15 protein-coding genes are annotated in these 13,067 nt (G+C 46.0%); 12 read left to right on the plus strand and 3 right to left on the minus strand.

What is annotated here, in order from left to right:
* Positions 1–5 precede the first annotated feature (5 nt).
* Together CDG60_RS17675 and purC are read left to right on the plus strand one after the other, a co-directional pair.
* Positions 6–614, plus strand: a complete 609-nt coding sequence (locus CDG60_RS17675; protein WP_087513655.1) for a lipoprotein-34 precursor (NlpB) — start codon at positions 6–8, stop codon at positions 612–614.
* Positions 615–651: 37 nt separating this feature from the next.
* On the plus strand, positions 652–1,371 hold the full coding sequence (gene purC / locus CDG60_RS17680) for a phosphoribosylaminoimidazolesuccinocarboxamide synthase (protein ID WP_087513654.1): 720 nt from the start codon (positions 652–654) through the stop codon (positions 1,369–1,371).
* 99 nt (positions 1,372–1,470) lie between these two features.
* On the opposite strand, the gene CDG60_RS17685 is transcribed toward purC, so the two are convergent.
* The gene (locus tag CDG60_RS17685) at positions 1,471–2,745 is read right to left on the minus strand and encodes a replication-associated recombination protein A (RefSeq protein ID WP_087513653.1); all 1,275 of its coding nucleotides are present in this window, start codon (positions 2,743–2,745) and stop codon (positions 1,471–1,473) included.
* A 295-nt stretch (positions 2,746–3,040) separates the two neighbouring features.
* Between CDG60_RS17685 and CDG60_RS17690 the strand changes: the two genes are divergently transcribed.
* Both CDG60_RS17690 and CDG60_RS17695 read left to right on the plus strand, forming a co-directional pair.
* On the plus strand, positions 3,041–5,152 hold the full coding sequence (locus CDG60_RS17690; protein ID WP_087513652.1) for a sensor domain-containing protein: 2,112 nt from the start codon (positions 3,041–3,043) through the stop codon (positions 5,150–5,152).
* 81 nt (positions 5,153–5,233) lie between these two features.
* The gene (locus CDG60_RS17695) at positions 5,234–5,704 is read left to right on the plus strand and encodes a 2-thiouracil desulfurase family protein (RefSeq protein ID WP_087513651.1); all 471 of its coding nucleotides are present in this window, start codon (positions 5,234–5,236) and stop codon (positions 5,702–5,704) included.
* Here the strand turns inward: CDG60_RS17695 and CDG60_RS17700 are convergent.
* Complete coding sequence (locus CDG60_RS17700) at positions 5,701–6,153, minus strand: YcgN family cysteine cluster protein (RefSeq protein ID WP_087513650.1); 453 nt, start codon at positions 6,151–6,153, stop codon at positions 5,701–5,703. The genes CDG60_RS17695 and CDG60_RS17700 overlap by 4 nt on opposite strands.
* Positions 6,154–6,344: 191 nt before the next feature.
* On the opposite strand from CDG60_RS17700, the gene CDG60_RS17705 reads away from it, so the two are divergent.
* The 8 genes from CDG60_RS17705 to ahr all read left to right on the plus strand — a co-directional run bounded on the left by CDG60_RS17705 (position 6,345) and on the right by ahr (position 11,504).
* A complete protein-coding gene (locus CDG60_RS17705) occupies positions 6,345–6,503 on the plus strand; it encodes a DUF1328 domain-containing protein (RefSeq protein ID WP_087513676.1) in 159 nt (52 codons plus the stop codon).
* Between the two features lie 169 nt (positions 6,504–6,672).
* Positions 6,673–7,413: a dienelactone hydrolase family protein gene (locus tag CDG60_RS17710; RefSeq protein ID WP_087513649.1), complete on the plus strand. Its 741-nt coding sequence runs from the start codon at positions 6,673–6,675 to the stop codon at positions 7,411–7,413.
* A 93-nt stretch (positions 7,414–7,506) separates the two neighbouring features.
* Positions 7,507–7,869 (plus strand): HIT family protein, encoded by a 363-nt coding sequence (locus CDG60_RS17715; protein WP_087513648.1) that lies wholly within the window; start codon positions 7,507–7,509, stop codon positions 7,867–7,869.
* Between the two features lie 101 nt (positions 7,870–7,970).
* Positions 7,971–9,005: an A/G-specific adenine glycosylase gene (gene mutY / locus CDG60_RS17720; protein WP_087513647.1), complete on the plus strand. Its 1,035-nt coding sequence runs from the start codon at positions 7,971–7,973 to the stop codon at positions 9,003–9,005.
* A gap of 64 nt (positions 9,006–9,069) precedes the next feature.
* Positions 9,070–9,609 (plus strand): M23 family metallopeptidase, encoded by a 540-nt coding sequence (locus CDG60_RS17725; RefSeq protein WP_227542901.1) that lies wholly within the window; start codon positions 9,070–9,072, stop codon positions 9,607–9,609.
* A 17-nt stretch (positions 9,610–9,626) separates the two neighbouring features.
* The gene (locus CDG60_RS17730; protein ID WP_087513646.1) at positions 9,627–9,875 is read left to right on the plus strand and encodes a hypothetical protein; all 249 of its coding nucleotides are present in this window, start codon (positions 9,627–9,629) and stop codon (positions 9,873–9,875) included.
* Between the two features lie 18 nt (positions 9,876–9,893).
* A complete protein-coding gene (locus CDG60_RS17735; protein ID WP_087513645.1) occupies positions 9,894–10,457 on the plus strand; it encodes a DNA-3-methyladenine glycosylase I in 564 nt (187 codons plus the stop codon).
* Between the two features lie 24 nt (positions 10,458–10,481).
* On the plus strand, positions 10,482–11,504 hold the full coding sequence (gene ahr / locus CDG60_RS17740; protein WP_087513644.1) for an NADPH-dependent aldehyde reductase Ahr: 1,023 nt from the start codon (positions 10,482–10,484) through the stop codon (positions 11,502–11,504).
* 74 nt (positions 11,505–11,578) lie between these two features.
* On the opposite strand, the gene CDG60_RS17745 is transcribed toward ahr, so the two are convergent.
* Positions 11,579–13,015: an aminotransferase-like domain-containing protein gene (locus CDG60_RS17745; RefSeq protein WP_087513643.1), complete on the minus strand. Its 1,437-nt coding sequence runs from the start codon at positions 13,013–13,015 to the stop codon at positions 11,579–11,581.
* Between the last annotated feature and the right edge of the window lie 52 nt (positions 13,016–13,067).

Here is a 13,067-nt window from a genome sequence, read left to right on the forward strand (position 1 = left end):
ACACTATGCAATTACGTTTCGGTCTGACCCTCGTACTTTCAGCATTTACACTGGCAGGTTGCAGCACCATGGGCATCGGCAACGGTTCCCTGGATTATAAAAAAGCATCCTCACTGGAGCCACTGCAATACCCTGAAGGTTCTATGGTTCGCCCGGCAACGCCTTTGTATCCTGCTCCTACGGTTGAACAGCTTGCAATTGATCATGCACCTAAGCTTGAGAACAAGCGTGGCAACCGTTTTGCTTTACCCCGTCCCGAGATGACCCAGACCGACACCTCAGCGAATGATGCTGTGGAAACCGGTACAAATACTGGTCGTCCTCAACTTGTAACAGATGGAAATCAGAATCCCCTGCTCAAAATAGAAGGAAATTCTGATACAATCTGGCAGTACACACTTGCGACTCTCGGCAGTCTGAATCACACCATTGCTGGTCAAAGTAAAAACCGTCACGAAGTGACTTTAAAAGTCGATCAGCAGACTTATGTGTTACGACTCACCTCTGTTGGGACCAGCAACAACCTGGCTGTTTTTAATGCCAACAACAGTTTTGCAGACCCTCAGAAAGCTGCTGAGCTGTTAACCCAGATTTCCCAAAACTGGCCAGCCTAGTCGTTCTAGGCAATTTTTTTTTGCAAAAGGTTCCCCCATGTTAAAACAAACCTTGCTCTATACCGGTAAAGCAAAATCTGTTTATGAAACAGACAGCGCAGACCATCTGATCTTAGTCTTCCGTGATGATGCCTCTGCCTTCAATGGCGAAAAAATCGAACAGCTGGATCGTAAGGGCAAGGTGAACAACCGTTTTAACGCCTTTATCATGGAAAAACTGGCTGCTGCAGGCATTGAAACTCATTTTGAGAAACTGCTTTCTCCAACTGAAGTTTTAGTGAAAAAACTGCACATGATTCCTGTTGAATGCGTTATCCGTAACTTTGCAGCAGGTTCATTATGCCGTCGTTTAGGTGTTGAAGAAGGTAAAGAACTGACTCCACCTACTTTTGAACTTTTCTTCAAAGACGATGCGCTTGGCGACCCAATGGTCAACGAATCTCAGGCTATTGCTTTAGGCTGGGCAAATGCTGAACAGCTTGAGCAGATGAAAGTTCTGACTTATAAAGTCAACGAAGTACTGAAATCATTATTTGATGCTGGCAACATGATGCTGGTGGACTTCAAACTTGAATTTGGTGTTTTCCATGACCGTATCGTACTGGGTGATGAGTTCTCTCCAGACGGTTGCCGTTTATGGGATAAAGACACCAAGAAAAAACTCGATAAAGACCGTTTCCGTCAAGGTTTAGGCGGTGTTGTTGAGGCTTATGAAGAAGTTGCTACACGTATTGGTGTAGACCTTTCTGATATCTGATTTAAACATCAGATCTAAAAAACCGGGCTTTTGCCCGGTTTTTTTATGATGAATCAAAAGTGACAGGTTCTGATTCATCCTATCCATTCTGCACACAGCTTACTGCTGTTGCTGACTTTGCTGCCATCTGCGCTGTTGCAGGCGCTCTCCTTCAACTTCCCGTTTATTTCGGGCAGACTCATACAGCTTTGTGCCTTTCAGCTCCGGTGGCAGATAATCCTGCATCACAAAATGCTCAGGATAGCTATGTGGATACAGATAGTCTGCACCATAGCCCTGCTCTTTCATCATGCGGGTCGGTGCATTTCTTAAATGCAGTGGAACAGGCAAATTTGCTGTTTTTTCAGCCAGCTCCATCGCTTTATTGATCGCCATATAAGTACTGTTACTCTTGGCACTCGTCGCCAGATAAACTGCGCACTGCCCCAGTATTATTCTGCATTCAGGCATACCGACAGCCTGAACTGAACGGAAGCATTCTCCTGCAAGCAACAGCGCATTCGGGTTTGAATTTCCAATGTCTTCAGATGCTGCAATCAGCATACGACGGGCAATAAAAACAGGATCTTCTCCACCTTTGAGCATACGAGCCATCCAGTACAGTGCCGCATCAGGATCACTGCCCCGAATGGATTTGATGAATGCGGAAACCAGATCATAATGCTGTTCACCCGATTTGTCATAACGGGCAATATTCTGCTGTGCCACTTTCACCACCATGGCATTGGTAATGATGTTTTCCACCTCAGGCTCAAAAGTGCCTGCAATCAGCTCCAGCAGGTTCAGTGCTTTTCTGGCATCACCGGCGGCGAACTGAATCAGCGCATCAAACTCCTCGATCTGAATATAGCGTTCTTTCAGGAAACCATCCTGCTGAACCGCCTGCTTCAGTAAATGCTCAATCGCTTCATTGCTCAGTGCATTCAGGGTATACACCTGACAGCGGGACAACAGCGCGCTGTTCACCTCAAAAGACGGATTTTCTGTCGTTGCGCCGATCAGGGTGATTTTGCCTTTTTCCACCGCATTCAGCAGTGCATCCTGCTGTGATTTATTGAAGCGGTGTATCTCATCAATAAAAACCACAGGTGTCAGCAGATCTCCACCATCTGCAATCACTTCCCTTAACTCTTTCACACCCGTATTCAGCGCAGAAAGACTGACAAATGGGCGATCCACCGCCTGAGCCAGCAACAGTGCAATGGTGGTTTTACCTACACCAGGGGGTCCCCAGAAAATAATCGAAGGTAAATGCCCCTGGTCAATCATCTGACGTAATGGTGCATGCTCACCCAATAAATGATCCTGTCCGATAATCTGCGACAGATCTTTCGGGCGAAGCCTTTCTGGAAGTGGAATACTGCTGTCTGACATCTTGGATAATTCTAAAAAATAGTGCTGTCGATAGTCTACTATGTAAATCATCCACCGAGTATTTCCAATACGCTGTTTTATATTTTTGTAATAAAAATATACACCGTATGAATTTACAGTTTTTAAACTGCTTATTTTTCAAAGCTGCCACTTTTTGAATGTTAATACAGTGTTTATACTCCTGCCTGTTTATCCGAAAATGGTATGGTGTATATTCAGCAGGCTATTTTTTACTGATATACTGATTATGTGATATTAATCACACTTTTCACCCTATAGCGAGTTTTTCATCTGTATGAAATCCTTATTTAAGAATAAACAGGCATCGCCTGAAATTCAGGATTTCCCAGTACTGCCTGTCAGTCGCTGGTCAGATACTGTCGCTGAAAATTTACTCGATGCCCTGCCTCAGCTGATCTGTACTAAAACACGCTCACAGCGCCTGTTCTGTAATCAGGCGATGCGCTGTTATACCGGCACTCTCGCCATTGAAATGAATGACCCAGAATTCTGGCAGCTGTATATCCATCCAGAAGACCATGAATACTTTCTGGCTCAATGGTTCAAAGGGCTGTCTGAACTGCAGCATATTGAAATCACCTGCCGTATTAAAGACAGTACTCAGCAGTATCACTGGTTCAGCATCTCTGCTGTTTTTCCAGCAATGGACAATGAGCTTGAATGGCTGATCAGCTGTACAGATATTGATGACCAGATTATAAATCAGCAGAAACTGGCACAACAGATTTCAGCTCAGACGCAGATGCTTGATGCTAGTGTGGACTGCATCAAACTGCTGTCACAAAAAGGGCAGGTCATTTCCATTAATCAGCCTGGACGTGAGGCTCTTGGGATCAGTCATGATGTCACATCTTTTGGGATGCCCTGGCTGAATCTGCTCGCCCCTCATGTCCGTAAAAATGGACAACGGGCACTTCAGGCTGCTGCTCAGGGGAAAAAAGCCCGATTTGATGGAATCACCCAGGTTGAAAACGGCAACCCACAGTACTGGGACAATATTCTGACCCCTATTCTGAATCATGAGGGTCTGCCTCAGAATATTCTGTGTGTTTCACGCGATGTCAGTGAACAACGGATTACCGCTGAAAAACTGCATCAGCTCAATGAGCGGGATGACCTGACCGGTCTGTACAACCGTCGTGCCTTTAAAAAACTGCTGAGTAAAACCTTACAGCAGTCCAAACGAAATACCACGTCCACAGCATTGCTTTTACTGGATCTGGATTATTTCAAACATATCAATGATGCAATGGGCTATGTTGCGGGCGATCACCTCCTGAGAGTACTCGGAAAACGCCTGAAAAACTGTCTGGACAGCAATGCCTATGTTTCCCGACTGGGCAGTGATGAGTTTTCCATTATTCTGCCAGAGACTGGAGATGATCAGGATATTCTGAACATTGCAGCTAAATTACAGAAACAGCTTGATCTGCCTATCCGTTATAACGGTCAGTTTTTAAATGGCAGCATGAGTATCGGTTATGCTGTTTATCCCCGTGATGCCAAAGACTCCTCTGCTTTGCTGAAATGTGCTGATATTGCTCTCAATAACCTGAAATCAGGGGGGCGTGGCGGTATTCAGATGTTCAGCCAGAGCATGCTCGATGTGCTGGAGGAGTCGGCCCGACAGCTGATTCTTGCCCGACAGCTGATTCGTGATAACAGCATTTTTCCTTTTTATCAGCCTAAAGTCCGTTTAAAAGATAAAAAACTGGTTGGCTTTGAAGCACTGTTACGCTGGCGTGATGAACATGGTGATGTTCAGTTACCCTCCAGAATTTATAAGTCGTTCCAGGACTATGACCTGGCAACCCGTATCAGTGAAAAAATGCAGACCTCAGTTTTTCAGGATATTGCACAGTGGCTGAAACAGGATACCAAAGTTCTGCCTGTCTCAATCAATGCTGCTCCAGTTGAGTTTCTGCGTGACAACTATGCTGAAACCCTGCTGAAACGTATGCAGTTCTATAAAATTCCTCCAGAACTGATCGAAATTGAAATCACTGAGCTGAGCCTTGCTGAAGGTGGTGCAAGCTATGTCATCCGCGCCTTAAACCTGTTGAAAAAAGCAGGACTGCGTATATCACTGGATGACTTTGGAACAGGACATTCATCTCTGACCCGTCTGAAAGACTATCCTGTGGACTGTCTGAAAATCGACCGCAGTTTTGTGGTCGGTATGCAGAATGACCCTTCGATTCTTGCCATTGTCCGTGCCATCAGTCAGCTTGGCCCTGGTATGTCACTGGATATTCTGGCAGAAGGCATTGAAGTCACAGAACAGCTGAACACCCTGATCGACTGTGATTGTCATATTGGACAGGGCTTCTATTTTTATCAGCCTATGTCATCTTCAGATGCCCTGCAACTGCTGCAAAAAAACTGAATCAGACACTTCTCATCTAGTTTCATCTCCGCCCTGTCTGCGATAAAGTCTTCATATATTTTTTTTGCAGTATTTGACCTTATGTACCTGATCAGTGCCTGTCTGGCAGGACAACCTGTCCGTTATGACAGCAAAAGTTATCATTATGAGCAGATTCAACGGCTGATTCAGCAGGGAAAAGTCATAACAGCTTGCCCTGAACTGCTGGGTGGGCTCTCGTGTCCTCGCCTGCCTGCTGAAATTCAGAATGGTAATGGTGCAGATGTACTGAATGGAACCGCTCAGGTCATTGATGCTGTGGGACAGGATGTCAGTCAGGCATTTATACAAGGGGCATATCGGACACTGGAACTCGCACAGCTGCACCACATTCAGACGGTGGTGCTCAAAGAAAACAGTCCATCCTGTGGTCGGCACTGGATTTATGACGGCAGTTTCAATGCTCAGAAAATCAAGGGAATGGGGGTTACTGCAACACTGCTGCTACAACATGGCTTCCAGGTCATTTCCGAAAATCAGTTTTTAGAACTACTCGCTTTAACAGAAGATTAACGCACCCAGCGCACGATATGATCTTCAATATCGTCTTCATCCACTTCTGTTTCTGAAATACACCGACCTGCTGCGGACTTTCTGGCTTTGATGACACTGCTTCTGGAACCGGAATTCAGATAATGCCAGGTCGGCAGATTTTTGCCCTCTTTAAGACGGCGGTAAGCGCAGCTGGGCGGTAACCAGTGTATGGTTTCCAGCTTTTCAGGTGTCAGCTGAATACAGTCAGGAACCAGCATCTGACGTTCAGGATAATTGCTACACTGAGCCGTTTCACAGTCCAGTAATTTACATGAGACGCGGGTATAGGCAACTTCCTGGGTTTCATCATCTTCGAGTTTCACCAGACAGCACAGGCCACACCCATCACACAGCGCTTCCCATTCTGGAAGAGTCAGCTCTGCTAAAGGGTATCTTTTCCAGAAATATGGACGCAGATCACCAGACATAATATGTAAATAAAGATATGACCCGAATATTATATCAGTCACTTCCATCCAGTTATGCAAAATTCATTTTTATTTTTAATTGTTTATCAATATTCAATAAAGCCGACAATTCATCAACAAAACCGCCACATACAGCGACCAGCGCACAGTTATATTTTAAAAACAGGGTTCATAACAACAAGGAGAAACATATGTTCCGCTGGGCAATAATTTTTGCAGTGATTGCACTGGTCGCCAGCTTGTTAGGATTTGGCGGAGTAGCAGGTTTATCCAAGCAGTTTGCTATCATTCTGCTGATTGTCGCGGTCATACTGGCGATCGTCGGCTTCCTTTCCCGAGGAAAAGTCTAAAAAACAGACCAGCTTCCCAGAAAGAGAAGGATTGTTCCTTCTCTTTTTATATGCTGAATAAAAATAATTTCTCACAGTTTGATTGTATGCATTGCATGAATTTTCAGAACCATTGTCATATTTTTATGCTTTAATCATTTTATTTTCAGCTTCATATGGAATTGAGTCTATGGCTTCTGGCATTAAAACCCGTGAAATTAACTATTCAACCCTAGACGGTAAACAGTTTACTGGCTACTTTGCTGCGCCTGAGTCCACTGCACCTGTAGCAGGCGTGATTGTGTCACCTGAGTGGTGGGGTCGGAATGAATACACTGAACAGCGTGCAAGAGAGCTGGCTGAACACGGATATGCCGCATTTGCCATTGATATGTATGGAGACAAAAATGTCACAACCGATGCAAAGCAGGCTTATGCATGGATGATGCAGACATTTGAAGATCCCGATACGATTGTGACCCGTGCGTCAGCAGGACTGGCAACATTAGCTGCACAGGAAGAAGTAAATGCAGATAAACTTGCAGCAATCGGTTTCTGTTATGGCGGTAAAGTCATTCTGGATCTTGCCCGTTCTGGTGCACCGCTTGAAGCGGTCGTGACTTTCCATGCAAACCTGTCACCGAAAGCACCAGCGCAGAAAGGACAGGTACAGGCTGAAATCCTTGTACTGCATGGTGAAGATGACAGCATGGTCAGCCTGGATGATGTCGATGCATTCCGTGAAGAAATGCATGCTGCTGAAGTCAGCCATGAAGTGATTATTTTTGAAAATGCCAAGCATGGTTTCAGTAATCCACAGGCAGATGAGCGTGCAAAAGCCAATGCTGTCGACCTCGGTTACAGTGCAGAAGCTGAAAAACAGGGACTGATTGCCATGTATGAACTGCTTGACCGTCGCCTGGGTCAATAACATCAGGTTCAAAGTACAGTATAAATAACTGTACTTTCCCATCCTCTCGGGATGCCTGAATACCGCTAATCATGATGAAAAGAGGACACAATAATGACTGATAACAATTGCCCTTACTGCAATTTTGATGAATATGACATCATTGATAAAAACGAGTTTGGTGTCATTCTGCCCGAACCCAATGCACTGTCCAAAGGTCACTGTGTAATTGTCCCTCTGCGTCATATCAGCTCTTTTTTCGAGATCAGCGATAAAGAACGCAAGAGCCTGCAGTCCTTACTGGAACTTGCACGCAACGAACTTCAGATCCGTCATCAGCCTGCCGGTTTTCATGTCGGATTCAATGACGGCAATGTCTTTGGTGAAGTATCTGAGCATCTGCATATTCACATCATTCCCCGTTATGAAGGTCAGGCTCTGAAACTGGATGAACGCTGGGGTATGGTCAATCCATAATTTCAGACCGTTCTCAATCAAAAAATGATGCTCAGGCATCATTTTTTATGTCTGACTCTCCAAGTCCGCTATACTGAACTTTTCCATTTTTCCCTGCTGATATGCCTGATTTTTCATTTTCTGATGCCCTGCTTGCCTGGTTCGATGTCCATGGTCGCCATGACCTCCCCTGGCAGGTCGCAGATGATCCGTACAAAGTCTGGGTATCAGAGATCATGTTACAGCAAACCCAGGTCAAAACAGTTCTTCAGTACTTTGAACGCTTCATCAATCGCTTCCCGACAGTCAAAGACCTGGGAACAGCCAGCTGGGATGACGTTGCCCCCTACTGGGCAGGACTCGGCTACTATGCACGGGCACGCAATCTGCATAAAGCGGCTTCAGTTGTGGCTCAGCAGGGTCATTTCCCAAAGACACGCGAACAGTGGATGGAACTGCCAGGTATAGGACCTTCAACCGCTGGAGCGCTGATGTCACTCGGTCTACGCGAGTATGGCGTGATTATGGACGGCAATGTCAAACGTGTACTTTCACGTTTTTTCGCTGTCGAGGACGACCTGAGCAAACCTGTTCATGAACGTGCGATGTGGCAGCGGGCTGAACAGCTCTGCCCTGAAACGCGCAATCATGATTACACCCAGGCCATCATGGATCTGGGCGCAACGGTCTGCACGCCGAAAAAGCCCTTATGTCTGTACTGCCCGATGCAGCAGCACTGCCAGGCACATCAGCAGGGGCTTGAAACCGAACTGCCCTATAAAAAACCTAAAAAAGCAGTGCCGGTAAAATCCGCACATGTCCTGCTCATTCACAGTCAGCAGGAATGGTTCTGGCAACAACGACCTTCAACGGGGTTATGGGGAGGATTATGGGCACTGCCTATCGCTGAGTCTGAAAGTGAATTTATTCAGCTCTGCCAGCGTCTGCATCTGCCCCCTCTGGCATCTTCAGTGCAGATCTCACACAGTTTCACTCATTTTACCTGGCTGCTGAATGCACATGTGATTGAACTGGAAACTGACCAGCAGGAATATCTGATGGCAGAACTTGGCGGACAGTGGTTAAAGCCACAAATTGCTACAGAAATGGGTATTCCCACTGCCATGAAAAAATTGATCTCAGCTGTAAATCTATGACATATTCAGGCACAGTCATTGAAAGTTTTATTGACCAGATAAAATCGTAAAAGGGAAAAATACTGTGCTTCGCAATCTGTCTGCTGCTGCTCTGAGTCTGTGTATATTACTGATTTCTGCCTGTAGCTCCACACCGACCCGCCCGCCTGCACCCCTACCTGCGGATCAGACTGCCAGACTGAAAAGCATGACGCTTCCCTCCAGACTGCCTGTCCCTGTTCAGGGAATAAAGCCAAAACAGCTGAAAGATACCTGGGGAGCATCCCGCAGCAGTGGACGCACGCACGAAGGCATCGACATCATGTCCGAACGTGGTACCAGAGTGTACAGCTCAACGGAAGGACTGGTGGCTGATCTGCGTAACAACAATCTGGGTGGAAAAGTGATCTGGATTCTTGGACCTGGTGGCACATGGCATTACTATGCTCATCTGAATGAGCATAAGCGTGGCTTAAATGTCGGTGACTATGTTAAAAAGGGAGATCTGATCGGCTATGTCGGAAACACTGGAAATGCCAGACATACCTCCCCACATCTGCACTATGGCATCTATCTGAACGGTAAAGGTCGTGGCGCAGTCAATCCTTATCCCTATTTACGTTAAACAATCAGGAATTTTTCATGTCTGAAGCACTAATCAACCGTCTGGTGAAATTTGCAGAGTCAGGTAATCAGCAGAAAGTGGTGCTGTCCGGACAAAGCCATCAGGGCTGGGTGATGGAAATAACTGAAGACGCCCTGCTGATCAGTACAGGTTTTGCTGAAAAAACCGGTAAAGATATGTGGATCAGCTTTACTGACCTGCAACAGGCACAGCTGTATTACTGGGACAACAAACAGGATCAGTGGATCGAATTCCCTGTCACTTAAAATAAGGAGCATCACTTTATGTCTTTCAAACGCTGTGGCTGGTGCTCAGATGACCCTCTTTATATTGCCTATCATGACCAGGAATGGGGCAAAGCTGTACATCATGAACAGCATCTGTTTGAGATGCTTTGCCTGGAAGGACAACAGGCAGGTCTGTCCTGGATAACCGTACTGAAAAAACGGGAATGTTACAGACAGCATTTTTTTCAGTATCCGATTGCTCAGATTGCACAGTTCAGCGATGCCGAACTTCAGTTAAAAGTGCAGGATGCAGGACTGATCCGCCATATCGGCAAACTCACAGCCATTCGGGACAATGCCGTTGCATGGCAGAACATGCAGGCTCAGGGACATGATATGGTGACATGGCTCTGGGACTTTGTCGGGCAGCAGATTCAGATCAATCACGTTCCTGACTACCGGCAGGCTCCGGCTCAGACCGAAGTCAGCCAGCGACTTTCAAAAGCCTTAAAAAAGCAGGGTTTTAAATTTGTGGGTCCAACCACCATGTATGCCTTTATGCAGGCTGTCGGTATGGTGGATGACCATGAAAATGACTGTGATTTTAAGAAAAACCAATAAATCTCAAAATACAGGGAAGATCAGATGACCAGTAATACAGTTCACGCATACGCTGCCATGCAGCCAGGACAGCCTCTGGAATCCTATCAGTTTGATGCAGGCGAATTACAGCCCCATCAGGTTGAAGTCCAGGTTGAATACTGCGGTCTTTGTCACTCCGATGTTTCAGTGATTAATAATGAATGGGGAAATTCTGTCTACCCTGTCGTGGCAGGACATGAAATTATTGGAACGATCACCCAGCTGGGTTCTGAAGCAAAAGGGCTGAAAGTGGGTCAGCGTGTGGGCATTGGATGGACTGCAGAAAGCTGTCAGCACTGTGACCCTTGTGTAAGCGGACAACAGGTACTATGTACCGGCAGTAAAACTGCAACCATTGTCGGTCATGCCGGTGGCTTTGCAGATAAAGTCCGTGCAGGCTGGCAATGGATTATTCCCCTGCCTGAAGAACTGGATCCTGAAAGTGCCGGACCTTTATTATGTGGCGGTATCACCGTATTTGATCCTATTCTGAAACATCAGATCCAGGCTGTGCATCATGTCGGTGTGATCGGAATTGGCGGACTGGGGCATATGGCGATTAAACTGCTGAAAGCCTGGGGCTGTGAAATTACTGCATTTACATCCAGCCTGGATAAAACCGATGAGCTTAAAGCCATGGGAGCAGATCATGTGGTCAACAGCCATGATACGGCTGCGCTCAAGACTCAGCGTGGCAAATTTGACCTGTTGCTGTGTACCGTCAATGTATCGCTGGACTGGAAAGCCTATTTAAATACCCTGGCTCCGAATGGCAATATTCATATGTTGGGCATGGTACTGGAACCCATGGCGATTCCTGCCGGTACGCTGATCAGCGGTGCAAAATCAGTGACCGGTTCTCCAACTGGTTCACCGTTTGCCCTGCGTCAGCTGTTACAGTTTGCAGCACGTAAAAACATTGCCCCACAGATTGAGCTTTATCCCATGTCTGAAATCAATGCAGCGCTGGAGCGTTTACATTCGGGCAAAGCACGTTACCGGATTGTGCTGAAAGCAGATTTTTAATCTATCCCTCATCCTGACCTTCTCCCAAAGGGAGAAGGGACTTTTTTTGTTTCAATCACTGCAAAATTTAAACCTTAAGCCACTTTATGTTCAGACAACTGTCCCCGCACCCATTCCCCCAGCAGTCGGATGGCATCCTGAATCTCGGTGGATAATTCATGTCCGGCATTCAGCCGTATACAGTTGTTATAACGACTGTCCTCACCAAAGACCTGTCCAGGTACAATATTGATGCTGTGCTGCTGAGCAAAATAATACATCGCCAGACTGTCGATCTGTTCAGGCAACTGCAACCACAGCGCATAACTGCCCTGCGGCTGGTTCAGACGGATTTCCACCCCCTGAAAAGCCAGAGAAATAAACTGTCTGTATGCCTCAACCTGTGCCATCAATTTTGGACGCAACTCACTCAGATGCTGACGATAGGCGCGACTGAAAATTAAATCTGCCAGCCCCAGCTGCAAAGGCGTATTTACAGAATCATTCTGTAAAATCAGATTTGCATGTAAATGTTTTAAACGCTGAGGTAAACAGAACCATCCCAGTCGATAAGAAGGCGATAACGATTTGGAAACTGAACCGCAATAAATCACATAGCCTGCCTGATCCCAGTATTTAATCGGTAAGGGACGCTTCTGGCTGAAACTGCATTCGGCATAAATATCATCTTCAATCACGTAGCACTGATATTTTTCAGCCAACTGAGCAATTTTTTCCTTATCGGCATTGCTCAGACAGAAACCTAAAGGGTTCTGAAAGTTTGCAGTCAACAGGCATACTTTTACCCCTGAATTCTGCATTACCTGCTCCAGGCGCTCCAGGTCAAATCCATCGGTATTTGCAGGAATTTCAATGATTTTTCGCTTCAATAGTGCCAGTAACTGCAACTGACCATTATAGTTCGGTGTCGGGACAATAATGCTGTCACCTTCATTACTGACACTCTGGAGCATCACTGATAATGCAGGCATGCAACCATTGCTGATGTAGATATCATCCTGAGCAATAAAAAAACCATCTTCTGCCCAGTGTGCTGATAAAGCTTCACGTAACTGAGGATGTCCCTGCCGATTGTTATATAAAAAATCTTCGGGTCTGCAATGCTTTAATGCACGCTGAATCGAACGTCTCAACGCTTCAACAGGAATAAAATTCGGTGATAACTGGATTGAACCCAGATGGATCAAACGGTTGTTGGCCGATGCTTCATGAATCTGTATCTGCAGTTCCAGATTGGAAACTTCACGGGGTCTGGATTTAAAGTCCGGATGCAGTGGCACAGCAGTCTGAGCTTTAGCTTGCTGAGTCTGCACAAAATAACCTGCTTTGTTCCGTACATAAATCAAGCCCTGAGCTTCCAGCAGTTCATAACAGCTTCTGGCAGTATTCAGGCTGATCTTCTGCTGTTCAGCAAACTGGCGTAATGAACTCAGGCGCTGTTCTGCATGCAGTTCACCACAATATATTTTCTGCGCAATCTGCTGTGCCAGCAGCTGATACTGAAAAGCCATGCCTGTGTCCTTTTTTTAGTATTTACTGTATCTGTATCCAGATTAAAGCTCA

The organism is Acinetobacter chinensis, from assembly GCF_002165375.2.
GTDB classification, from domain to species: Bacteria; Pseudomonadota; Gammaproteobacteria; order Pseudomonadales; family Moraxellaceae; genus Acinetobacter; species Acinetobacter chinensis.

Excerpts from the sequence above, each read along its gene's own strand:
- CDG60_RS17675 (WP_087513655.1), top strand. The coding sequence starts at position 6 with ATGCAATTACGTTTCGGTCTGACCCTCGTACTTTCAGCATTTACACTG.
- purC (WP_087513654.1), top strand. The coding sequence starts at position 652 with ATGTTAAAACAAACCTTGCTCTATACCGGTAAAGCAAAATCTGTTTAT.
- CDG60_RS17685 (WP_087513653.1), bottom strand. The coding sequence starts at position 2,745 with ATGTCAGACAGCAGTATTCCACTTCCAGAAAGGCTTCGCCCGAAAGAT.
- CDG60_RS17690 (WP_087513652.1), top strand. The coding sequence starts at position 3,041 with ATGAAATCCTTATTTAAGAATAAACAGGCATCGCCTGAAATTCAGGAT.
- CDG60_RS17695 (WP_087513651.1), top strand. The coding sequence starts at position 5,234 with ATGTACCTGATCAGTGCCTGTCTGGCAGGACAACCTGTCCGTTATGAC.
- CDG60_RS17700 (WP_087513650.1), bottom strand. The coding sequence starts at position 6,153 with ATGTCTGGTGATCTGCGTCCATATTTCTGGAAAAGATACCCTTTAGCA.
- CDG60_RS17705 (WP_087513676.1), top strand. The coding sequence starts at position 6,345 with ATGTTCCGCTGGGCAATAATTTTTGCAGTGATTGCACTGGTCGCCAGC.
- CDG60_RS17710 (WP_087513649.1), top strand. The coding sequence starts at position 6,673 with ATGGCTTCTGGCATTAAAACCCGTGAAATTAACTATTCAACCCTAGAC.
- CDG60_RS17715 (WP_087513648.1), top strand. The coding sequence starts at position 7,507 with ATGACTGATAACAATTGCCCTTACTGCAATTTTGATGAATATGACATC.
- mutY (WP_087513647.1), top strand. The coding sequence starts at position 7,971 with ATGCCTGATTTTTCATTTTCTGATGCCCTGCTTGCCTGGTTCGATGTC.
- CDG60_RS17730 (WP_087513646.1), top strand. The coding sequence starts at position 9,627 with ATGTCTGAAGCACTAATCAACCGTCTGGTGAAATTTGCAGAGTCAGGT.
- CDG60_RS17735 (WP_087513645.1), top strand. The coding sequence starts at position 9,894 with ATGTCTTTCAAACGCTGTGGCTGGTGCTCAGATGACCCTCTTTATATT.
- ahr (WP_087513644.1), top strand. The coding sequence starts at position 10,482 with ATGACCAGTAATACAGTTCACGCATACGCTGCCATGCAGCCAGGACAG.
- CDG60_RS17745 (WP_087513643.1), bottom strand. The coding sequence starts at position 13,015 with ATGGCTTTTCAGTATCAGCTGCTGGCACAGCAGATTGCGCAGAAAATA.